Below are 19,119 nucleotides of genomic sequence, written 5' to 3'. Positions count from 1 at the left end.
GAGCCATCTCGCAAATAAAACTATTTTAAATATCTCGCTTCGCGCGCGTATAGCGTACACTTCCTGGGGAATTCAGGTGGACATAGCGAATTAAAATGCCGGTTTTGTCACATTGCCTGTCTGCCAAAAAATTAGCGGCGGATGGCGGCTCAACGCAGGTGATACAGGCCTTTGCTTCGAGGATCACAGAAGTAAAAAAACATAATTACTTAATTTAAAAACGTAATAGATTCTTCCATGTCAACTGTGTCAGAAAGTGTTTCACCTACACAAAACAAACCGGAGTCTGCTTAGAATGAGTAAAAACATAATGCACAGTCGGCATGATGAATATCATAAATTAACCCGCGGAGAACGAATTGGTTATGGCATGGGCGACTTTGCGCAAAACCTGGTTTTCGGCACAATTGGGGGTTTTCTGGCTTTGCATATGCTGACGGTAAATACCATCAGCACGGCAACGGCAGGCTTTATTTTTCTTTTTGTCCGCATAATTAACGTGTTTTGGGATCCGATGGTCGGCACCTACGTGGATAAACGAACCTCGAAAGCAGGGAAATATCGTCCGTGGCTGTTACGAGCCGGCGTGCCGCTGGTGATCCTCTCGGCATTACTGTTCGCGCCCATCCCCGGAGTGAAAGGTTCGGTGGCTTTCGCCTTTATTATTTATCTGGCGCTGGACCTGGTTTATTCCTTAGTCAATATTCCCTATGGCTCATTGAATGCGTCGCTGACCCGCGACCCGGAATCGATCGATAAGCTCACCAGTACCCGCATGATGCTGGCCAACAGCGCCAACCTGCTGGTCTATACCCTGTTCCCGATGTTTGTGCAGATGGCGGCGCCGAAAGATCGCAGCCTGAAAGACACCGGCTTTTTTGGCCTTGAGCTGAATCTGGGGAATTATGCCGATCCGTCGGCAAACTACGCCTGGTTTGGCGTGTACGCCATCTATATGATCATCGGCGCGGTGGCCCTGTTTATCTGTTATAAATTCACCAAAGAACGCGTTGTCGCGACCGCCGAGCAGACCGCCAACGTCAAAACCACCGACCTTTTCCACGAGCTCCGACATAACCGCCCGCTGGTTATTCTGGGCATGTTCTTTATGCTGGCCTTTACCTTCATGTTCTTCATGAACACCGTTAACGGCTTCTTCAACCAGTACGTCGTCGGCCACTCCGAATGGATGGGCGCGGTGGGTCTCGTCGCGTCTATTCCCGGCATCGCCTTCCCGATTTTCTGGCCGAAACTGAAAAAAATCTTTGGTAAAAAAGGCTTCTTCCATCTGTTCCTCGCCATGTTCATCGTCGGCGAACTGCTGACCTACGTCTGGTCCCGCGAAGGGATGCACGACGCCCTGTGGCTGGCCTACATCGCCACCTTTATTAAACAGTGGGGCTTAACTTCCGCCACCGGCTTTATGTGGGCGCTGGTACCGGAAGTCATCGCGTACGGCGAATTAAAATCTGGCAAACGCAATGCCGCCATTATCAATGCCATTATGGGACTCTTCTTCAAGATCGGCTTCACCATCGGCGGCGCGATCCCGCTGTGGCTGCTGGCGGTGTATGGCTTTAATGAAAGCGGCGCCGTGCAGAGCGCCAGCGCCATCGACGGGATTATTATGACCGCGGTGTGGATCCCGATCGCGCTGGCCGCTATTTCGATGGTGATTATCCAGGTTTATCCGATCTCCGATAAACATGTTACCGACATCAACCGTCAGCTGGATGAGATCCGCGTGTAGTTAAAAAAATTATAAATCAGACCGATTCGTCACTTTCCATTTTAAAAGGTGTAATGAAATGTCACTTATTCAAAACCCGATATTACGCGGCTTTAATGCCGACCCCAGTATTATTCGCGTCGAGGATACGTACTATATTGCCAACTCGACGTTTGAGTGGTTCCCGGGCGTGCGTTTACATGAGTCGAAAGACCTGAAAAACTGGAACCTGCTGCCTTCGCCGCTCTCCACCACCACCCTGCTGGACATGAAGGGCAACCCCTCCTCCGGCGGTATTTGGGCGCCGGCGCTCTCCTGGGCCGACGGGCAATTCTGGTTGGTGTATACCGATGTGAAGGTCACCGAAGGCGCCTTCAAAGACATGACCAACTATCTGACCACCGCGAAGGATATTCGGGGGCCGTGGAGCGACCCGATCAAGCTGAACGGCGTCGGGTTTGACGCCTCGCTGTTCCATGACGACGATGGCCGGAAATATATCGTCCAGCAAACCTGGGATCACCGGGAGTACCATCACCCCTTCGATGGCATTACCTTAACGGAGCTGGATACCAACACGCTGAAGTTAATGCCGGAAACCGCGCGCACTATCTACCGCGGCACCGCCGTGGCGCTGGTCGAGGGGCCGCACCTCTATAAACTGAACGGCTACTACTACCTGTTTGCCGCCCAGGGCGGCACCGTGTTTACCCACCAGGAGGTGGTGGCGCGGTCGAAAACCCTCGAGGCCGACAGCTTCGAAACCGAGCCGGGCGACGTGTTCTTAACCAACGTCGACACCCCGGACAGCTACATCCAGAAACAGGGCCATGGCGCGCTGGTCTCCACCCCGGAAGGCGAATGGTATTACGCCTCGCTCTGCGCCCGGCCGTGGAATCGCCCGGGGGAATCCATCTACGATCCGCGCGGCTGGTCAACCCTCGGCCGGGAAACCGCGATCCAGAAAGTGTACTGGGATGACGAGGGCTGGCCGCGTATTGAAGGCGGTCACGGCGGGAAAACCTTCGTCGAAGGGCCGAAAGACGCCATCTTCACCGAAAGCGCCAGCGATAATAGCCAGCAGGATGACTTTACGTCGCCAGCGCTCGATCCGAACTGGAATACCCTGCGGGTGCCGTTTACGGCCAAAATGGGCTCCACCGGCAACGGCAAATTAACCTTAATCGGCCAGGGTTCGTTAGCCAATACCCATGACCTGTCGCTGATTGCCCGCCGCTGGCAGGCCTTCTATTTTGATGCTGCAGTGAAGGTGAAATTCGAGCCCTTCAGCTATCAGCAGATGGCCGGGTTAACGAATTACTATAACGACCGCCACTGGAGCTTCGTCTTCCTGACCTGGAATGAAATTAACGGCAAGGTCATCGAAGTCGGCGAAAATAACCGCGGGAAATACACGTCGTACCTGAAAGATAACGCCATCAAGGTGCCGGACGGCGTCGAATACGTCTGGTTCCGGACCAAAGTCCGCAAGCAGACCTACAGCTATGAATACAGCTTCGATGGCGTGACGTTCACCGAGATCCCGGTCCAGCTGGATGCCGCGGTGCTGTCCGATGACTATGTGTTGCAGAGCTACGGCGGGTTCTTTACCGGGGCGTTCGTCGGCCTGGCGGCGGTAGACTACGCCGGGTACGGCACCCAGGCTGAGTTTTATCAGTTCGAGTATCAGGAGCTGGGCGATAGGTTAGCGGCCGATGGCAGCTACAGCTGGGAGGCTGGCGAGACGCGGGATAAGTAAAAGAGAGCGGGCCCACGCTACCGGTAAGGTAGCGTGGGGTTTGTGGTGTGTTTGATGAACGTAAAGCGAGCGCTGTCGGATGTCAGTCTGTGGGGCGCAGCCGGGCCTTCAGCTCTTCTGGGGTAAACGGCGGATCTCGCCGGTGCAGCATCGCATGGCAGTTGGGACATACCGGGATCAGATCGGTTTCAGGGTTCAGACGGTAGTCCTGCTTTATCCCGGACAGCGGAATGAGATGGTGGATATGGATAAAGCCCTGGCCGATATCGCCATAGCGGCTGGCCATATCCAGACCGCATACTTGACACCGGCAGCCATGCAGGCGAAGCGCCGCCTGACGAGCCTGACGGTCGCGCTCATAGCGATTGACCACTACCTGCATCGCCGCCCCTTCCACGTACTCCATGGTCGTCTGCCCCTCATCGGGGAAAAGCGCAACCTCGTCATCGCCAGCGCCCTGCGACGCGATCGTAAATCCTTGCTCCAGTGACAGACGCACGCATTTGGATTTAATCCCTCCGCTGAAATCCGCCGGGGTAAATTCCGTCCCCGTCGCAAGCGTGGCCGCTAACCCGACGATGGCTTTTGAAGGATACCGACGCCCCTCAAACTCGATCTCATACAGACGCGCGCTTTTAAACTGATGCGCAACGCCTGCATCGTAAGCGCGAATGGCGGCGATGATGCATTCCCTGGATAAATGGTCCGGTAGTTTTTTCATAAGACATAGCTATCTGATGGCGCGAAGCTTGAGTATAAATAGAAAGCTATGGGCTTTTCGAACAAATAACTGGCAGTGATAATTAAATCGCGATCCACGTAGAATCGCCGCATCTGGTAGGTTGATCGGCAAGGATTTTGCGAGCATCATCGCATTTATTTAGCTGCCAATGTAACGCTATGCCCTCCAGCACGACCCTGCAACACGCGATCGAGAACATCGCCATCTGGCGCAAAGGCGAACAGCGTGCGCCGCATAAGCCACTATTGCTGCTGTACGTCCTCTCACAGTACCAGCGCGGCCATGCGCGGATGTTCGATTACGCCTCGGAGATACGCGATGAGCTGCATAGCCTGCTGGAACGCTTTGGCCCGCAGCGCCGCCAGTACCGGCCGGACATGCCCTTCTGGCGCCTGAAAGGCGACGGCTTCTGGCAGTTGCACAACAGCGAACAGTGCTCAACCCAGGGCAGCCGACAGCCGCCCGGCAAAGAGCTGGAGCTCTGTCACGTCGCCGGCGGCTTCGATGAGCCGCATTTTGCGCTACTCAACAGAAATAAGAAGCTGATCAATACCCTCGCCCATCAGATCCTCGAAGCGCATTTCCCGGAGAGTATTCAGGAAGAACTGGCTGAAGAGATGGGGTTTGATCTGCTGCAGCTCCGCAAAGAACGCGACCCACATTTTCGCCAGCAGGTGCTGCGCGCCTATAATTATCAGTGCGCGATCTGCGGCTTCAATATGCGCCATGATAATACCTCCGTCGCCCTGGAAGCGGCCCATATCAAATGGAAGCAGCACGGCGGCCCCTGCGAAATCCCTAACGGCCTGGCGCTCTGCGCGATTCACCATAAGGCCTTTGATAAAGGATCCATTGGTCTGGATGAGGATATGCGCATCCAGGTTTCGCCGGCGGTGAACGGCGGGGGCATCGTTGGCAGGTTGTTCTGGGATTTTGATGGTAAGCCGATTACCTTGCCGCTGGGGAAAGAATGCTATCCGCAGGAGGGGTTTGTGGCGTGGCACCGGCGGGAGGTGTTCAGGGGGTGAGGGGGGATGGTGATAAGCGGGTTTCGATGCTACCTTCTCGCTCCTGAACATCAACGGACCCTTTCATCTCTGCGCCACCATCGTCTTTAAGATACATATACGGAGGAATTGGCATCTCATTTGCTCCTCATCGTTGAAATTAACTGCAATGTAATAATGTAGAGTAAAGCTGAAAGAAATATCACTATTACCAGCGATATATAAAAGAAAGTGTCATACATCGTATCGGCGTTCACACTCCCGAACAAGAAGTGGCAAACATCCCTTGCGATATCATAATCGAGATAGTTTTCCGGCCTTGGAAGTGCACATCCCAGAAGCAAAAACAGCAATATAATATAAATAATTTTACTTATATTATGGGCAAGAGATGTTACAGCCACTGGCAACAATCTCCCCATAACCGCGAACCAGCGGGGAACGCATGCAGGGAACATGAACCAGTGATGTTTTCGTAAGAGCATTCCGGATCATGGCAAAATCAGAATTATGGGCGATAGTAATACAACCCTCGACAATCGCCCCCGGATGCAAACGGAAATTACCGCATTTCACACCCTCTACCCACGTCTCATCGTCAATTTCGCGGTCGTCACGCCATAATGCAAACCAATCGCTATTCCCCCGCCGTAGTTCGCATAATGATGTGATGAAACGATTGGTGTTAGCCCTGCTTTTATTTATTTTCAAAGAATTGGCTATAGCACCCGTCCTCACGCCGGAAGCGGATATCACTCTGATGAATTCGTCGATGTTTACTCGTGAAGGATAGCGACGGCACAACATGATGCTATCGATGTGTTCACATAAACCGCCTGTACACGAGTCATAAACCTGATTCAGTCATGAACAAGTCCGCGCAAATGCATATAAATTAATAATTTTAACATTCAAATTTCCGCGTATCCAATCACTAATCGAATACTTATATGCGCTTTATTATTTTTTGAATTAATACATCTCACGCAATACAATTTGTAACAATTAGATTATGGTAACACTTATCAAGTTATTTATTCTCTTGTAAATTATCGTCGATTATTTCTTGCAAAAGTGATGTAAATCTTCAGTCGTTTATTTAAACATAGGATAGCTATATGGCAGACATAGAAGGGATAGCTCGGAAGATATATGACATCATTATTTCTCCTGATACAGTTACAGGGCTTATCAATGGTGGATTATCTGTTCCTTTAGATTATGGTTATCTGATTTACGGTATCTTTGATACGGATACAAGATATGAACGTGAAACAGAAAGAATCCGTATGATGACCGCGATAAGACATGACATCCTTAACTATGAAAATATCGTTAATGCAGTTAAATTAATCTTCCAATTGTTCAATAAATACCTATCCGAATCAGAACAAGATAGAATATACAGAAGTGTAGTTACCTCTATCGTGGGTAGAATCTCTACGAATATTATCGCATCGAACATCGCTAAAGCCGTTATAGAAAAAACATCATTTACTTACGTAGTATTCAAGGGAAAAGGGAATCCAATAGCCTTTTTAAGTACTATCCTCTTGTTTGGTGGAATGGCAGAGCGTTCCATCAGGACCTCTGATAGTCTCAGGAATGAAGCACCCGAGGTGTACACGTTATTAAGGCCCCGCGATTATGATCTGCTGTATTTCTTATTTGCCGATGCGGTACAACCTTTTGTTGATGCCATCCATGCAGGATACACCGAGGGCAGCCCCGTGTTCGACAAGATTATGAAAAGAGTGGAAGAACATTTAAATATGAATACTAAGGCTGGGTGATATGAAAAAAATTATTGCACCCCTCGTCGATATAGTTCTCTGCACCTATATTGTCACTGCATGCTTTACTTGCCTGACTGAGTTTAATAACTGGCGCAATAAAATAATCGCAGTGATGATTACAATCGGCAGCGCTTATATTATTGCCATTGTATTGAATAGATGCCTGGGCACAAAGATAGGTATATTAAGCGGTATTTTTAATTTACTATCAGGCCCGCTACTAATTATAGGCTCTATTGTTTGCACAGCCTTACTTAACCCGTGGCCTGTTAAGATTATTGGTCTGTTTTTGTGGGTCATTTTAATGTTTTGTTTACCTTCATTTATAAATAGAGATAAGGAATAATCATGTCAAATCCAGCATATCTTTGGCTAACCGATACAAACGGCTCCCCTATAACGGGTAGTTCTCTCGTTACAGGGCGTATTGGCGCTATTGAATTAAAAGCGGTAACGCACCACCTATCCATTCCTGTGGATGGAAACACCGGGAGATTAACAGGAACCAGAGTACATACGCCTATTACGGTACAGAAAGATTTTGATAAAACAACGCCCCTTTTATACAAAGCGTTGAGTGAGAACCAAACATTAAAGTCGGCAACCATAAAGATGTATCAGATCCTTGATGCAGGTGTTGAAAGCGAATATTTTAATATTATTTTAGAAAATGTAAAAGTAACCGGAATTACCCCCAACTTATTTCCTGATTCTGGTACAGGTACACACAGCGAGACGATTCAGTTAAGGTATGAGGCCATCACCTGGAAACATTGCGATGGGAATATCATTTACAAAGATTCCTGGAATCATCGGGCAACAGCATAAACTCCCCTTAGACTAAAGGCCATCCAAAAAAGTGGCCTTTTCTAAGTTTAACTGATGATTTAAACCACCCTCGCCAAACAAGCCCCTAATGCAGCCGCATGATTCCCGAAAAAATCATCTAAAATTGACCTTGCTATACTACATTGACCTGCTCTCCGTTGATTAATACATCTTGATGTCATGAATGTTTTCATCAGCAACTGAGGGCATCCCTGTGAAGAAGCGTTTTTCCGACGAACAGATCATCAGTATTCTCCGTGAGGCCGAAGCCGGCGTTTCTGCCCGGGAATTCTGCCGCAAGCACGCTTTTTCAGACGCCACTTTCCACACCTGACGCAAGAAGTTTGGAGGCATAGTATATAAAGGCTATACCTCCATGAGTAGAGCTAAATTAATTCAACACATTCGATACCTGCATTGCGTTAAGCCCCCTATAATTTCCGCTGCTCCAGGCTGGAATAAATCGCTCTAATTTCCGCTTGTAAGCTTTCGCCACGGTATACCATCGACGTATCGTATCGTTTGTACTTCTCATCACGCGTAGCGCTAAACCAGTTGAACGATCCTATGCACAACAGCCCTTCATCACCAATCACGATTTTACTGTGAACACGGTTAACCAGCATAGTCACAATGCCCAGCGCATTTAGTTTTTCCACTGCATCATTAAGGCGCTGCTGTTTTGCTTTGCGCTTTTCAAAACTGACGTCTTGGGTATTAAAGCTTTTATCCGTTACAACAGTAATGTCGATACCACGAGCACGTGCCTGGATCATTGATGTAAGAAAACCGGTTTGTTCCAATTTTTCCCAGGTCAGCCAAGGGGAAACAATAGTAATACTTTTACCAATAGCGTCAAAAGTCTGGTTCAGGAACACATCATGCTGCTCAACACCGTGCAAGGTAGAGATCTGTGTTTGCGCTGTATTAAGGTCCTGGCGTTCTTTATACTCAAACTGCAGTGCATTATTATCGGATGCAAACAGGTATTTTGAAAGCAACCCTCTCGGCGAGGAAGCGGGCTGAATCTCAAACAGGTCCATATCGCCAAAGACCAAAAAGCTATCTTTAGCACGTGAAACGGCAACGTTCAGCATGCTGCTGTCTCTATCAATAAATCCGCCATCTTCATGTTTCGAATACACAGGAGAGAACAGCACAATTGCCCGTTCCGCCCCCTGCAATGAATGAACCGTGCCCACTGTCACCGAATTTTCATCGCCACTACAATTGATATCCAGTTTACGTAATGACGATTTAATCGCACTGACCTGCGCCGAAAATGGGGTCACAATGCCGACTAATTCATGTAACGGTTTATTGTAGTGATGCTCAATCTCTTCTTTGTGCGCTGCAAGCCATGCAGCAATCGTCTTCGCTTCAAAGTCGTTATAACGACTTCCACCATTGGCCTGCATACCCTTACCATCTATATGCAGATAGCCCATTGCAGGAAATATTGTCTCTTTTCCTTCCCCTCGTTTGGGCTGCAACTTACCGTGATAACTAAGGGTGTTACAGTAGCCAATGATGTTATCGAAGCAGCGACGGTGTTCGTACAGATACATCCCCCGCGCCAGATCCGGATCGTACTGGTAGCGCGAGTTAAACTGTGCAACCTTCATAACGCTGCCGGATGCAGCGCTTTTTCCTGATTCACAAACCAAAGCATAAGCTTCAGTCAGTTCTTCCTGAGAACCTTCTGGAAGGATATGCTCCTCAACCATATTGCCAATATCAATACAAGGCAGGCTGTTCCAGATAGGCGCAATCTGTTCTGTGTCGCCAATTACCAGAGCTTTCTTCGCCAGTGCGAAAGAAGCTGCAGCAACCTCAGGAAGCACCTGCCCCGCTTCATCGACGATCAACAAATCGGCGAAGTTATATAAATAACCATCATCAAATTTCTTGCCACCAACATGTTCTCTGATAAGCATATGGTGAGGAAGCATGAAGCAGGTCATGACGACACAAGGGGTGAGCTTCATTCTACGTAGCCAGCGGGCTTTAATTGCCTTCGCCCCTTTGCGATCTTTTTCTTTTTGAAAGTCCTCGATAGCAGCCATATCCATCAGCCACCGACCTTCCCAGTAATGCGTCGCCAGCAAAAACGCCGGGAAACGGAGCTGTGTATCGGCAAGCTCATCGGCTTCGCTCAGATTCAGCTCCGTCTCGCCTGCATAACCCAGCGAATGGGTTATCTCGCACCAACGGATGACGGCTTCACTTTCACGTCGGGAAATGTCCTCAGCGTGATCAATTTGCTGTTGGTACCCGGCCTGTTCTTTATGAGCGTGCTCAATCAATCCATCGATAAAGGCATCAATTCCATCAGGCTGAGATCCCTGGAATGCTGTCATTCTTTCGCCAAACGTAGCCTCCAAAAACAGCTTCATTTGATAGTGACGCTTAGTACGAACGGCGGGAAGCCAGGAGAAGAGAGTGAACATGATCGACTCTCCGGCTCGATATTGTTCCCACTGTTTTTTGCCCTGCGTTAATAGCGAGATTTCATTGGTGCTATTAAGCAGTAACGTTCTCTTATCCTGAATATACTGTTCGAGATCGTCACTGATGACATGCCGCTCCTGACGGATTGCGTTCAGGTCATCCCACGCAGGCTCGATTTGCTCAAGCTCTGCAGAGAGTTCAACCAAACGCTGATGCAGGAGATCCACAACCTGTTCTGATGAATGACATTTCTCATTCGGAAAAGCTGCCCTTGCCTTTTCAAGGAAGAAGCACCGGGCATCTTCAACATATTCAAGAGATTCAACACGGTTAAAAAAGTCTTCCGTCTGGTATTTTTTTACCGCCTCGGCTCTTCGTCCCGAAGACGGGAAGTAAGCGCCAAAGCTTTTTACATCTGGTAACCAACGCCCGGCCATAGGCCCGGCACCGATAGAAAAATCTTTGCCGAAGGCCTCGATAATGTTGGTTACGGCCTGATTATTGGTTGATGTCGCAACCACCACAGGTGGTTCAGTTTTGTTTAAAGCTGCTCTCGCCCAATCAGTAGCGATGATGGAGAGAACCAGAGTAGTTTTCCCGGTACCCGGAGGACCATTCACGGCAAGAATATCGCCGGGCTGTTGAGTGAGGTAATGGCTCAGGGCATCGCGCTGCGCGACAGCCAGCGGAAACTTATCACCGGAGTGTCCCAGACGCTCACTAAACATGGCATTACTGGCGAGGAGCGGCTCAACAGGAGACTTCTCTTTCGAGGCAAAGCACGCCAGCAATGGCACCTCTTTTTTGCACGTCAGCAAATGATCGTACATAGGCAGGATATGGGTGCTGGCCCCTCCAGGCTGGTTGGCTTTAATAATGTAGCCATATCCAGTTTTTTCATATTGCTCAGGTGATGCGAGCCATTTGCCAGCAACATGCTTTAAAAGTTCATCTGAATCTTTAAGGTACTTTTGCCACCACTGCTGGTAACGAGCATATCGTTCCACTCGTTGTTCATCAGTCTCCTCACGCAGCTCATCCTCATTACCGGGACCAAAAGTGATTGAATCATGCGTGGTTCTGTACTTGTCATATTCCGCCATCTCACCAATAGAAAAGGTACCTTTGGGGAGCGGTTCGAGCAGGTCACGGGGAATGGTGGCTGGCGATGTAGGGAATAAAAAGCCTTCGCGGTTGAGGAGTGCAGCGGTAACCAAAGGTGTAACAATATCAGGAGCACCAGCAGTCCGCGCCTTGCCATGCTTTAACAGGCGGATCCATACCTCTGGCCGTAACAGCACCTCGACGGTCTTGACCTGGGTGTCTTCACCATTGAAGAATAATTCCACAATATCTTCACCCAACCTCCCCCTATCGACGTTCGTCCATTTCGTAAATGATTCTTCCTCTCTACGCTCAAATGCCCCTTTTCCAGACTCGGCATCTGCTAAGGTATTACGCCAATATGAAGTGAATCCCTGAGTATTACTGTCCATTCCCCATCCCGTAACTTAAATGAGACAATTGATGTTGTCGTATAAATTCATCATGGTTAAACATTGTCCACGATGCGAGGGGGATCGCAAGAATTGTTTGTATCGCTAAACATGGCGTGCCACTTTACATATCGACGGCTACTGAACGGGTATTCTCAATTTTTAATATGCTGTTTGTCATATCTCTGATGCAATAAATGAGGATAGGAATTGCCCTCCTGATACGGGTCATTTCTTTGTCCCTTTCCGGTTGCGATAGTCCCTGTAGCAGGTATTATTTTGCGTACTACGTTCCAAAACGGTTTTTTGCCGGAGCACTTTGCTCCATGGCCGCAATCTCTTCCGAGGGCTTCATGACTAACACTAACTTTTCTCAAACGGCTGCATTTATCTGGTCGGTGGCCGATCTGCTGCGCGGTGATTTCAAACAGTCTCAGTACGGGCGCGTGATCCTGCCCTTCACGCTGCTGCGTCGTCTTGAGTGTGTGTTGGCTGAAACCAAAGATGCGGTGGTGGCGAAATATGATGAATTAAAAACCAGCCAACTGCCGGAAGATGCCAAAGAGAAGTTTCTGCTGCGCGCCAGCGGGCTTTCCTTCTTCAATACTTCGAAGATGGATCTGGGCAAGATGGGGCAGAACGACATCAAAGCCAACCTGGAAAGCTACGTACAGGCGTTCTCCCCGGATGCGCGTGAAATTTTTGAACATTTCAAATTCAGCGAGTTCGTCGGCCTGCTGGAAGATGCCAACCTGCTGTTTAAAGTGGTGAAGAAATTCGCCACCACCGATCTCAGCCCGAAAGCGATTTCCAACTATGAAATGGGCCTGGTGTTTGAAGAGCTTATCCGTCGTTTTGCGGAAAGCTCCAACGAGACCGCCGGTGAGCACTTCACCCCCCGCGATATCGTGCGTCTGACCACCTCGCTGGTGTTTATGGAAGATGATGAAGCCCTGACGCAGCCCGGTATCATCCGCACCATTTACGACCCGACGGCCGGAACCGGCGGTTTCCTCTCTTCAGGCATGGAATATGTGCACGAACTGAACCCTAATGCGGTGATGCGTGCTTTTGGCCAGGAGCTGAACCCTGAATCCTACGCTATCTGTAAAGCCGACATGCTGATCAAAGGTCAGGATGTCAGCCGCATTAAGCTGGGGAACACCCTCTCGAACGACCAGTTACCGCAGGACCAGTTCGACTATATGCTCTCTAACCCGCCGTTTGGCGTGGACTGGAAAAAGATTGAGGGCGAGATTAACGACGAACATACGCAAAAAGGCTTTAACGGTCGCTTTGGCCCGGGCCTGCCGCGTGTTTCCGACGGCTCGCTGCTGTTCCTGATGCACCTGATCAGCAAAATGCGCGACAGCCACAATGTGGATGGCACCGTGAGCAACGGCGGGCGTATCGGGATTATCCTTAACGGATCTCCACTGTTTACCGGTGGTGCAGGCAGCGGTGAGAGCGAAATCCGGCGCTACATTCTGGAAGCCGATTTGCTGGAAGGCATTGTCGCGCTACCAACGGACATGTTCTACAACACCGGCATTGCCACCTACGTCTGGATCCTCTCCAACAAGAAAACGCCTGAGCGCAAAGGCAAAGTGCAGCTGATTGATGGCACCAACCTGTGCGGCAAGATGCGTAAATCACTGGGGTCCAAGCGTAACCTGATGGGCGAAGACGATATCAAACTGATCACCCAGACCTTCGGTGATTTTGAGGTAGTGGATGCCACAATCCTGGAAGAGCTTGGTCTGGAAAAAGCCGCCGAGCAAAAATCCAGCCGCGGTCGCCAGCCTGCCACCGCCAAAACCGAAGCGCCGAAAACCTTCGCCAGCAAAATCTTCAACAGTACCGACTTTGGCTATCGTCGCCTGACCATTGAACGCCCGCTGCGTTTATCCGCTCAGGTAACGGATGAGGCGATTGCGACCCTGCGCTTTGCACCGAAGCCGTTTAACGCGCCGATGGAACGCCTGTATGACGAGTTCGCGTCCCAATGGCAGGATGACACTTATGGTGATTTCTCCGGACTGGAAGCCGAAGCGCGCGCCATCATCAAAGCCGAATTTGCCGAGCTGAAAGAGAAGCAGATTAAAGACCTGCTCGACAATAAACTGTGGCTGGCGCAGCGTGAGTTAATGGAAAAAGCGCAGCAGATTCAGACGGCGCTGGGTACGCAGGCGGGTGGCAAAACGCTGGTGAGTAATGACTTCAACCAGTTCCAGCTGACCCTGAAAGGAGCCATCAAAACCGCTGGCGTGAAGCTGGATACGAAAGAGAACAAGCAGTTTATCGACGCTATCACCACGAAAAACCCGGATGCCGAGCCGGTGGTGAAGAAGGTGCTGAAAGAAGCCGCTCAGCCCCTGTACGGTGCGTTTGAATACAAAGGCAAGGTTGTTGAGTTTGAACAGGACGGCGACCTGCGCGATAACGAGAACGTGCCGCTGAACCCGGCAGTGTCCACCAGCGACCTGATTGAAAACTACTTCAAAGCCGAAGTGTTGCCGCATGTGAATGACGCGTGGATCAACGCCGATAAGCGCGATGCAAAAGATGGCGAGGTGGGGATTGTCGGTTATGAGATTCCGTTTAATCGCCATTTCTATGTCTATCAGCCGCCGCGCCCACTGGAAGAGATTGATGCCGACCTGGATGCGGTCAGTGCCGAGATTATGAAGCTGCTGCAGGAGGTACATTCCTGATGGCTAAGTATAAGGCGTATCCGGAGTATAAGGATTCTGGGGTTGAGTGGTTGGGGATGGTACCCTCTCACTGGAATATTAAGCGGCTTGGTCAACTTTTTGAGGAAAGAAGAGATAAGGTTAGTGATAAAGACTATCCTCCTTTATCTGTAACTATGCAGGGTATTGTCCCCCAAATTGATACTGCAGCTAAAACAGATGCAGGGGATAATCGTAAGCTGGTTTTGAAAAATGACTTTGTTATTAATAGCCGTTCAGATAGGAAGGGCTCGTCGGGGGTGTCTCAGCTTAATGGGTCCGTTTCATTAATTAGCATAGTAATGGAGCCTAAAAGGATAAACCCTAAATTTGCTCACCATTTACTCCGCAGTTATCCGTTCCAGGAAGAATTTTACCGCTATGGTAAAGGCATTGTTGCCGATCTTTGGAGTACAAACTCTTCTGAAATGAAGAATATCCTTATCCCTGAATTGGCAGATGATGAGAGTAATGCAATTGCATGTTTCCTCGATCACGAAACCGCAAAAATCGATAACCTGATCGAGAAGCAACAGCTACTGATCGAACTGCTGAAAGAAAAACGTCAGGCAGTGATTAGTCATGCCGTCACCAAAGGGCTAAACCCTGATGTGCCGATGATAGATTCTGGTGTTGAGTGGTTGGGGGAAATTCCGCAGCATTGGGGTGTTACACGGTTAAAATATGAATGCCGCAATATAGTTGATTGCCCTCACTCAACTCCTAACTACACAGATGAGGGTGAGTATCCAGCAATCCGAACAGCTGATATTTTGGCTGGATACTTAGACTTGGAAAATTGCCGCCGAGTCACAGAGCCTGTTTACGATGAGAGGAATTTTAGATTAATTCCAAAAGCTGGGGATATAATTTATTCCCGTGAAGGTGAACGGTTTGGTATTGGAGCTCCCATTCCAGAGGGGGTGAAAGTGTGTTTAGCACAGCGTGTTATGCTGTTTAGAGCCAAATCCACACCTGGATATTTGATGTGGGCACTAAACTCGTCTTCTACTTATACTCAGGCTCAGCAAGACTGTATAGGGTCGACCTCTCCTCATGTGAATGTTGATACCATCAAAAACTTTATTCTTGCTTGGCCACCGGAAAACGAGAGAGAGGAAATATCAAAATTTATCCATCAAACATTGGATTCAGTTGAATCACTTACTGCCCATCTTACTGAAAAGTTAACTTTACTCCAAGAACGCCGCACCGCCCTGATCTCCGCTGCCGTCACCGGAAAGATCGACGTCCGCGATTGGGTTGCCCCCGACACGCAGGATGTTGAGGCATCACAGGAGGCCACCGCATGAGCATGGACAGCACCAAAGAGCTGATCTTCCAAAATGAGATAATCACTCAGATGGAAGCAAAAGGCTGGGTTCGTGGCAAAACGGACGGCTACGATCGCGAACGTGCGCTGTATTCCCAGGATGCGCTAACCTTTGTACAAACCACCCAGCCGCAGGAGTGGGAGAAGTTTGCCAAAATTTACCCCACCGATACCGAGCGTCATTTCCTCGATACGCTGGTGGCGCAGCTCAAAAAAGCGGATATCAACGCCACCGATATGCTTTCGCGCACTTACGGCACGCTCGGCGTACTGCGTCATGGTATCAAAAGCCATAACGCGCGTTTTTCCCTGTGCCAGTTTAAGCCGGAACATAACCTCAATCCGGAAACCCTGACTCGCTATAAACAGAATATCTGCCGTATCGTGCCGGAGCTGGTTTACAGCCCGCATGCGTCGAACGCCGCATTTGAAGAAACGGGTACCAAGGCAAAGAAATGGCGTATCGACCTGGTATTGTTCGTCAATGGCCTGCCGGTAGCGACGCTGGAACTGAAGTCTGAATTTAAGCAGACGGTGCAAAACGCCATTACGCAATATAAGAAAACGCGTTTGCCAAAAGATCCTGGCACCAATAAACCCGAGCCACTGCTGACCTTTAAACGCGGCGCGCTGGTGCACTTTGCCGTCAGCCAGTACGAAGTGTTTATGGCGACCAAACTCGAGGGCGATAAAACCTTCTTCCTGCCGTTTAACAAAGGCACCCATGACGGCGGCGCGGGGAATGATATCCCGGAAGAGGCCAATGACTACGCCACCAGCTATCTGTGGAATGAGGTGCTGCTGCCGGACAATCTGCTGAAAATTCTCGCCAGTTTTGTGCATCTGCAAATCGTAGAAAAAGAAGATGCCATTGGCCTGAAGTACAAAAGCGAGAGCCTGATTTTCCCGCGCTATCATCAGTGGGACGTGGTGAACAAACTGATCACTGCCGCTACGGTGGAAGGGACCGGCAATAAATACCTGATTCAGCATAGCGCGGGGTCGGGCAAATCCAACTCTATCGCCTGGACGGCACATCAGCTTTCCCGCCTGTACGACGAAAATGGCGAGAAGCAGTTCCACTCGGTGATTGTGGTGACGGACCGAACCGTACTTGACGATCAGCTCCAGGACACCATCTATCAGTTTGAACATCAGGATGGCGTGGTCGGGCGTATCAATAACAAAGAAGGCGACGGTTCAAAATCGGAGAAACTGGCCAGCGCGCTGGAAAACTCGCAGCCGATTATCATCGTCACTATTCAGACCTTCCCGTTCGTCCTGAAGGCGATTGAAAACAGCGTCAGCCTCAAGCAGCGCAAATACGCGGTGATCGCCGATGAAGCGCACTCCTCGCAGAGCGGCTCTACCGCGCGTCAGCTGAAAGAAGTGCTGATGACCGAAGAAACGGATGACGATGTGGAGATGTCTTCAGAAGATATTCTGGACGCCACCGTCGCCGCGCGTAAAGGCAGCAACAACCTCAACTATTACGCCTTCACCGCCACGCCAAAAGCCAAAACGCTGGAGCTGTTTGGCCGTCGCCCGAATCCGCAGGAACCCGCATCGAAAACGAACAAACCGGAAGCGTTCCACGTTTACTCCATGCGCCAGGCCATCGAAGAAGGCTTTATTCTTGATGTGCTGAAGAACTATACCAACTACAAGGTGGCGTACAAACTGCTGCAAAAGCTGGAGGATCCTGACCGGGAAGTGGACAGCAAGAAAGCGAAGATCAAACTGAACCAGTGGGTCTCGCTGCACGATCATAACGTGTCGCAGAAAGTGAAGGTGATTATTGAGCATTTCCGCAAGCATGTGATGCACTTGCTGGCTGGCCAGGCGAAAGCGATGGTGGTGACCAGTTCACGTAAAGCGGCGGTGCGCTACAAGCTGGCGTTCGATAAATACATCGCCGAGCAAAAGTACGACAAGATCAGCGCCATGGTGGCGTTCTCCGGGGAAGTGGAATTCCACGAAGATGACCACAACAGCCTTGCGCTGCTTAACCAGAAGTTCACCGAGATCAATATGAACCCCGGACTGAAGGGCCGGGATATGCGTAAAGCGTTTGATACCGACGACTACCAGGTAATGCTGGTGGCTAACAAATTCCAGACCGGTTTTGACCAGCCCAAGCTGTGCGCCATGTATGTGGATAAAAAGCTGGGCGGTGTGGAGTGTGTGCAGACCCTGTCTCGCCTGAACCGTACCTATCCAGGGAAGGCGCAGTCCGGCACCTTTGTGCTCGATTTCTACAACGAACCCGACGAGATTTTGGGGGCTTTCCAGCCGTACTACCAGACCGCGGAACTGACTGATGTCAGCGATCCGCAGTTGGTCTTTGAGCTTTATGAAAAACTGCGTACCAGCGGCATTTTCCTGTGGAACGAAGTGGAGCAGTTCTGCGAGGCGTTCTTCAGCAAAAATAAATCCAACGCGGCTATTAGCAATATTTGCAAACCTGCGGTGGAGCGCTGGAAGCATCGCTACACCTCGGCGATTGATGCTTATGTGCTGGCCAAAGAGATGTTTGAACGCACGAAGAAGACCGGCGACGTTGTGCTGATCACCAATGCGGAAAATACCTTTAAGGACTGCGAGAAAGAAAAAAGTAAGCTGGATATCTTCAAGAAGGATCTCGGTAGCTTTGTCCGCTTTTACGAGTTTATGTCGCAAATTGTCGATTACGACGACAAAGACCTGGAAAAGCTGAGCCTGTTTGCCCGTCATCTGCGTCCGTTGCTGCATGAACAGCGTATCGAAGAAGATGAGATTGATTTAAGCAACGTGGAGATGAGCCATTACCGTTTGTCAAAACTCCACGAGCAACACCTGAAGCTGCAGGAAGATGCGGCGGAATACAAAATCAAACCGGGTAATGATGTAGGTACCGCGAAGCCAAAGGACAAGAAAGAAGAGTTTCTGTCGAATATCCTGGCGCGCCTTAATGAGCTGTTTGTCACCGATAATCTCACCGATAAAGACATGATCAACTATGCCTTTGCGGTGCGCGACAAGCTGTCAGAAAACCAGGCGGTGATGACCCAGATTGCTAACAATACGCGCGAGCAGGCGATGCTGGGCGATTTCCCAAAAGCCATTGATGATGCCGTGATGGACAGCAATGAGGCCCAGCAGGAGATGATGGTGCAATATCTCTCTAACCCTGAACTGGCCAAGGGCTTTGCTCGGGTGGTGTTTGATATGTTGAAAGGGGCTTAACGCTTTTCATCAAGGAGTGGT

At 49.8% G+C, this 19,119-nt stretch carries 13 protein-coding genes and 2 pseudogenes; 10 read left to right on the top strand and 5 right to left on the bottom strand.

The window, feature by feature from the left end; genetic code table 11:
• Positions 1–310 precede the first annotated feature (310 nt).
• Both MKR05_RS21820 and MKR05_RS21815 read left to right on the top strand, forming a co-directional pair.
• Complete coding sequence (locus MKR05_RS21820; protein WP_072199169.1) at positions 311–1,750, top strand: MFS transporter; 1,440 nt, start codon at positions 311–313, stop codon at positions 1,748–1,750.
• Positions 1,751–1,808: 58 nt separating this feature from the next.
• Positions 1,809–3,488 (top strand): glycoside hydrolase family 43 protein, encoded by a 1,680-nt coding sequence (locus MKR05_RS21815; RefSeq protein WP_238875430.1) that lies wholly within the window; start codon positions 1,809–1,811, stop codon positions 3,486–3,488.
• An 82-nt stretch (positions 3,489–3,570) separates the two neighbouring features.
• Here MKR05_RS21815 and MKR05_RS21810 read toward each other — a convergent pair whose 3' ends face one another.
• On the bottom strand, positions 3,571–4,209 hold the full coding sequence (locus MKR05_RS21810; RefSeq protein ID WP_284118697.1) for an HNH endonuclease: 639 nt from the start codon (positions 4,207–4,209) through the stop codon (positions 3,571–3,573).
• A 179-nt stretch (positions 4,210–4,388) separates the two neighbouring features.
• Between MKR05_RS21810 and MKR05_RS21805 the strand changes: the two genes are divergently transcribed.
• Positions 4,389–5,258 (top strand): phosphorothioated DNA-binding restriction endonuclease, encoded by an 870-nt coding sequence (locus MKR05_RS21805; RefSeq protein ID WP_238875433.1) that lies wholly within the window; start codon positions 4,389–4,391, stop codon positions 5,256–5,258.
• A gap of 22 nt (positions 5,259–5,280) precedes the next feature.
• On the opposite strand, the pseudogene MKR05_RS21800 reads toward MKR05_RS21805, so the two are convergent.
• The 3 genes and pseudogenes from MKR05_RS21800 to MKR05_RS21795 form a co-directional block, all read right to left on the bottom strand.
• Positions 5,281–5,373, bottom strand: a pseudogene (locus MKR05_RS21800) (type VI secretion system tube protein Hcp); the annotation flags it as partial.
• 1 nt (position 5,374) lies between these two features.
• Positions 5,375–5,659, bottom strand: coding sequence for a hypothetical protein (locus MKR05_RS27000; protein WP_369821210.1), 285 nt, complete (start codon positions 5,657–5,659; stop codon positions 5,375–5,377).
• The gene (locus MKR05_RS21795) at positions 5,616–6,044 is read right to left on the bottom strand and encodes a tlde1 domain-containing protein (protein WP_238875435.1); all 429 of its coding nucleotides are present in this window, start codon (positions 6,042–6,044) and stop codon (positions 5,616–5,618) included. The genes MKR05_RS27000 and MKR05_RS21795 overlap by 44 nt, the downstream gene beginning before the upstream one ends.
• 311 nt (positions 6,045–6,355) lie before the next feature.
• Here MKR05_RS21795 and MKR05_RS21790 point away from each other — a divergent pair, with 311 nt between their 5' ends.
• The 4 genes and pseudogenes from MKR05_RS21790 to MKR05_RS21775 all read left to right on the top strand — a co-directional run.
• Positions 6,356–7,030, top strand: a complete 675-nt coding sequence (locus MKR05_RS21790; protein WP_072422295.1) for a hypothetical protein — start codon at positions 6,356–6,358, stop codon at positions 7,028–7,030.
• Position 7,031: 1 nt separating this feature from the next.
• Positions 7,032–7,379 (top strand): hypothetical protein, encoded by a 348-nt coding sequence (locus MKR05_RS21785; RefSeq protein ID WP_072422296.1) that lies wholly within the window; start codon positions 7,032–7,034, stop codon positions 7,377–7,379.
• A gap of 2 nt (positions 7,380–7,381) precedes the next feature.
• Positions 7,382–7,861, top strand: coding sequence for a type VI secretion system tube protein TssD (locus MKR05_RS21780; RefSeq protein WP_004192264.1), 480 nt, complete (start codon positions 7,382–7,384; stop codon positions 7,859–7,861).
• Positions 7,862–8,075: 214 nt separating this feature from the next.
• A pseudogene (locus MKR05_RS21775) lies at positions 8,076–8,192 on the top strand (transposase); the annotation flags it as partial.
• Positions 8,193–8,292: 100 nt separating this feature from the next.
• Here MKR05_RS21775 and MKR05_RS21770 read toward each other — a convergent pair.
• Entirely contained in the window at positions 8,293–11,808 is a 3,516-nt protein-coding gene (locus tag MKR05_RS21770) for an AAA domain-containing protein (protein WP_072422297.1), read from the bottom strand.
• A 353-nt stretch (positions 11,809–12,161) separates the two neighbouring features.
• On the opposite strand from MKR05_RS21770, the gene MKR05_RS21765 reads away from it, so the two are divergent.
• The 3 genes from MKR05_RS21765 to MKR05_RS21755 are packed head-to-tail and all read left to right on the top strand — an operon-like array spanning position 12,162 to position 19,098.
• Complete coding sequence (locus MKR05_RS21765; RefSeq protein WP_072422335.1) at positions 12,162–14,522, top strand: class I SAM-dependent DNA methyltransferase; 2,361 nt, start codon at positions 12,162–12,164, stop codon at positions 14,520–14,522.
• Positions 14,522–15,853, top strand: a complete 1,332-nt coding sequence (locus MKR05_RS21760) for a restriction endonuclease subunit S (RefSeq protein WP_072422298.1) — start codon at positions 14,522–14,524, stop codon at positions 15,851–15,853. The genes MKR05_RS21765 and MKR05_RS21760 overlap by 1 nt, the downstream gene beginning before the upstream one ends.
• Positions 15,850–19,098 carry a type I restriction endonuclease subunit R gene (locus tag MKR05_RS21755; protein ID WP_238875439.1) on the top strand — a complete coding sequence of 1,083 codons (3,249 nt, stop codon included), beginning with the start codon at positions 15,850–15,852 and terminating at the stop codon, positions 19,096–19,098. The genes MKR05_RS21760 and MKR05_RS21755 overlap by 4 nt, the downstream gene beginning before the upstream one ends.
• The last annotated feature ends 21 nt before the right edge of the window (positions 19,099–19,119 follow it).

Source organism: Klebsiella sp. K5-204, assembly GCF_030128585.1.
Classification (GTDB): domain Bacteria; phylum Pseudomonadota; class Gammaproteobacteria; order Enterobacterales; family Enterobacteriaceae; genus Klebsiella; species Klebsiella quasipneumoniae.
Note: the sequence above shows the minus strand (reverse complement) of the source record. Positions and strands in the feature narration are given on the sequence as shown.

What these genes read in the sequence shown, in the direction of transcription:
- MKR05_RS21820 (WP_072199169.1), top strand. Translation starts at nt 311, where the DNA reads ATGCACAGTCGGCATGATGAATATCATAAATTAACCCGCGGAGAACGA.
- MKR05_RS21815 (WP_238875430.1), top strand. Translation starts at nt 1,809, where the DNA reads ATGTCACTTATTCAAAACCCGATATTACGCGGCTTTAATGCCGACCCC.
- MKR05_RS21810 (WP_284118697.1), bottom strand. Translation starts at nt 4,209, where the DNA reads ATGAAAAAACTACCGGACCATTTATCCAGGGAATGCATCATCGCCGCC.
- MKR05_RS21805 (WP_238875433.1), top strand. Translation starts at nt 4,389, where the DNA reads ATGCCCTCCAGCACGACCCTGCAACACGCGATCGAGAACATCGCCATC.
- MKR05_RS27000 (WP_369821210.1), bottom strand. Translation starts at nt 5,659, where the DNA reads ATGGGGAGATTGTTGCCAGTGGCTGTAACATCTCTTGCCCATAATATA.
- MKR05_RS21795 (WP_238875435.1), bottom strand. Translation starts at nt 6,044, where the DNA reads ATGTTGTGCCGTCGCTATCCTTCACGAGTAAACATCGACGAATTCATC.
- MKR05_RS21790 (WP_072422295.1), top strand. Translation starts at nt 6,356, where the DNA reads ATGGCAGACATAGAAGGGATAGCTCGGAAGATATATGACATCATTATT.
- MKR05_RS21785 (WP_072422296.1), top strand. Translation starts at nt 7,032, where the DNA reads ATGAAAAAAATTATTGCACCCCTCGTCGATATAGTTCTCTGCACCTAT.
- MKR05_RS21780 (WP_004192264.1), top strand. Translation starts at nt 7,382, where the DNA reads ATGTCAAATCCAGCATATCTTTGGCTAACCGATACAAACGGCTCCCCT.
- MKR05_RS21770 (WP_072422297.1), bottom strand. Translation starts at nt 11,808, where the DNA reads ATGGACAGTAATACTCAGGGATTCACTTCATATTGGCGTAATACCTTA.
- MKR05_RS21765 (WP_072422335.1), top strand. Translation starts at nt 12,162, where the DNA reads ATGACTAACACTAACTTTTCTCAAACGGCTGCATTTATCTGGTCGGTG.
- MKR05_RS21760 (WP_072422298.1), top strand. Translation starts at nt 14,522, where the DNA reads ATGGCTAAGTATAAGGCGTATCCGGAGTATAAGGATTCTGGGGTTGAG.
- MKR05_RS21755 (WP_238875439.1), top strand. Translation starts at nt 15,850, where the DNA reads ATGAGCATGGACAGCACCAAAGAGCTGATCTTCCAAAATGAGATAATC.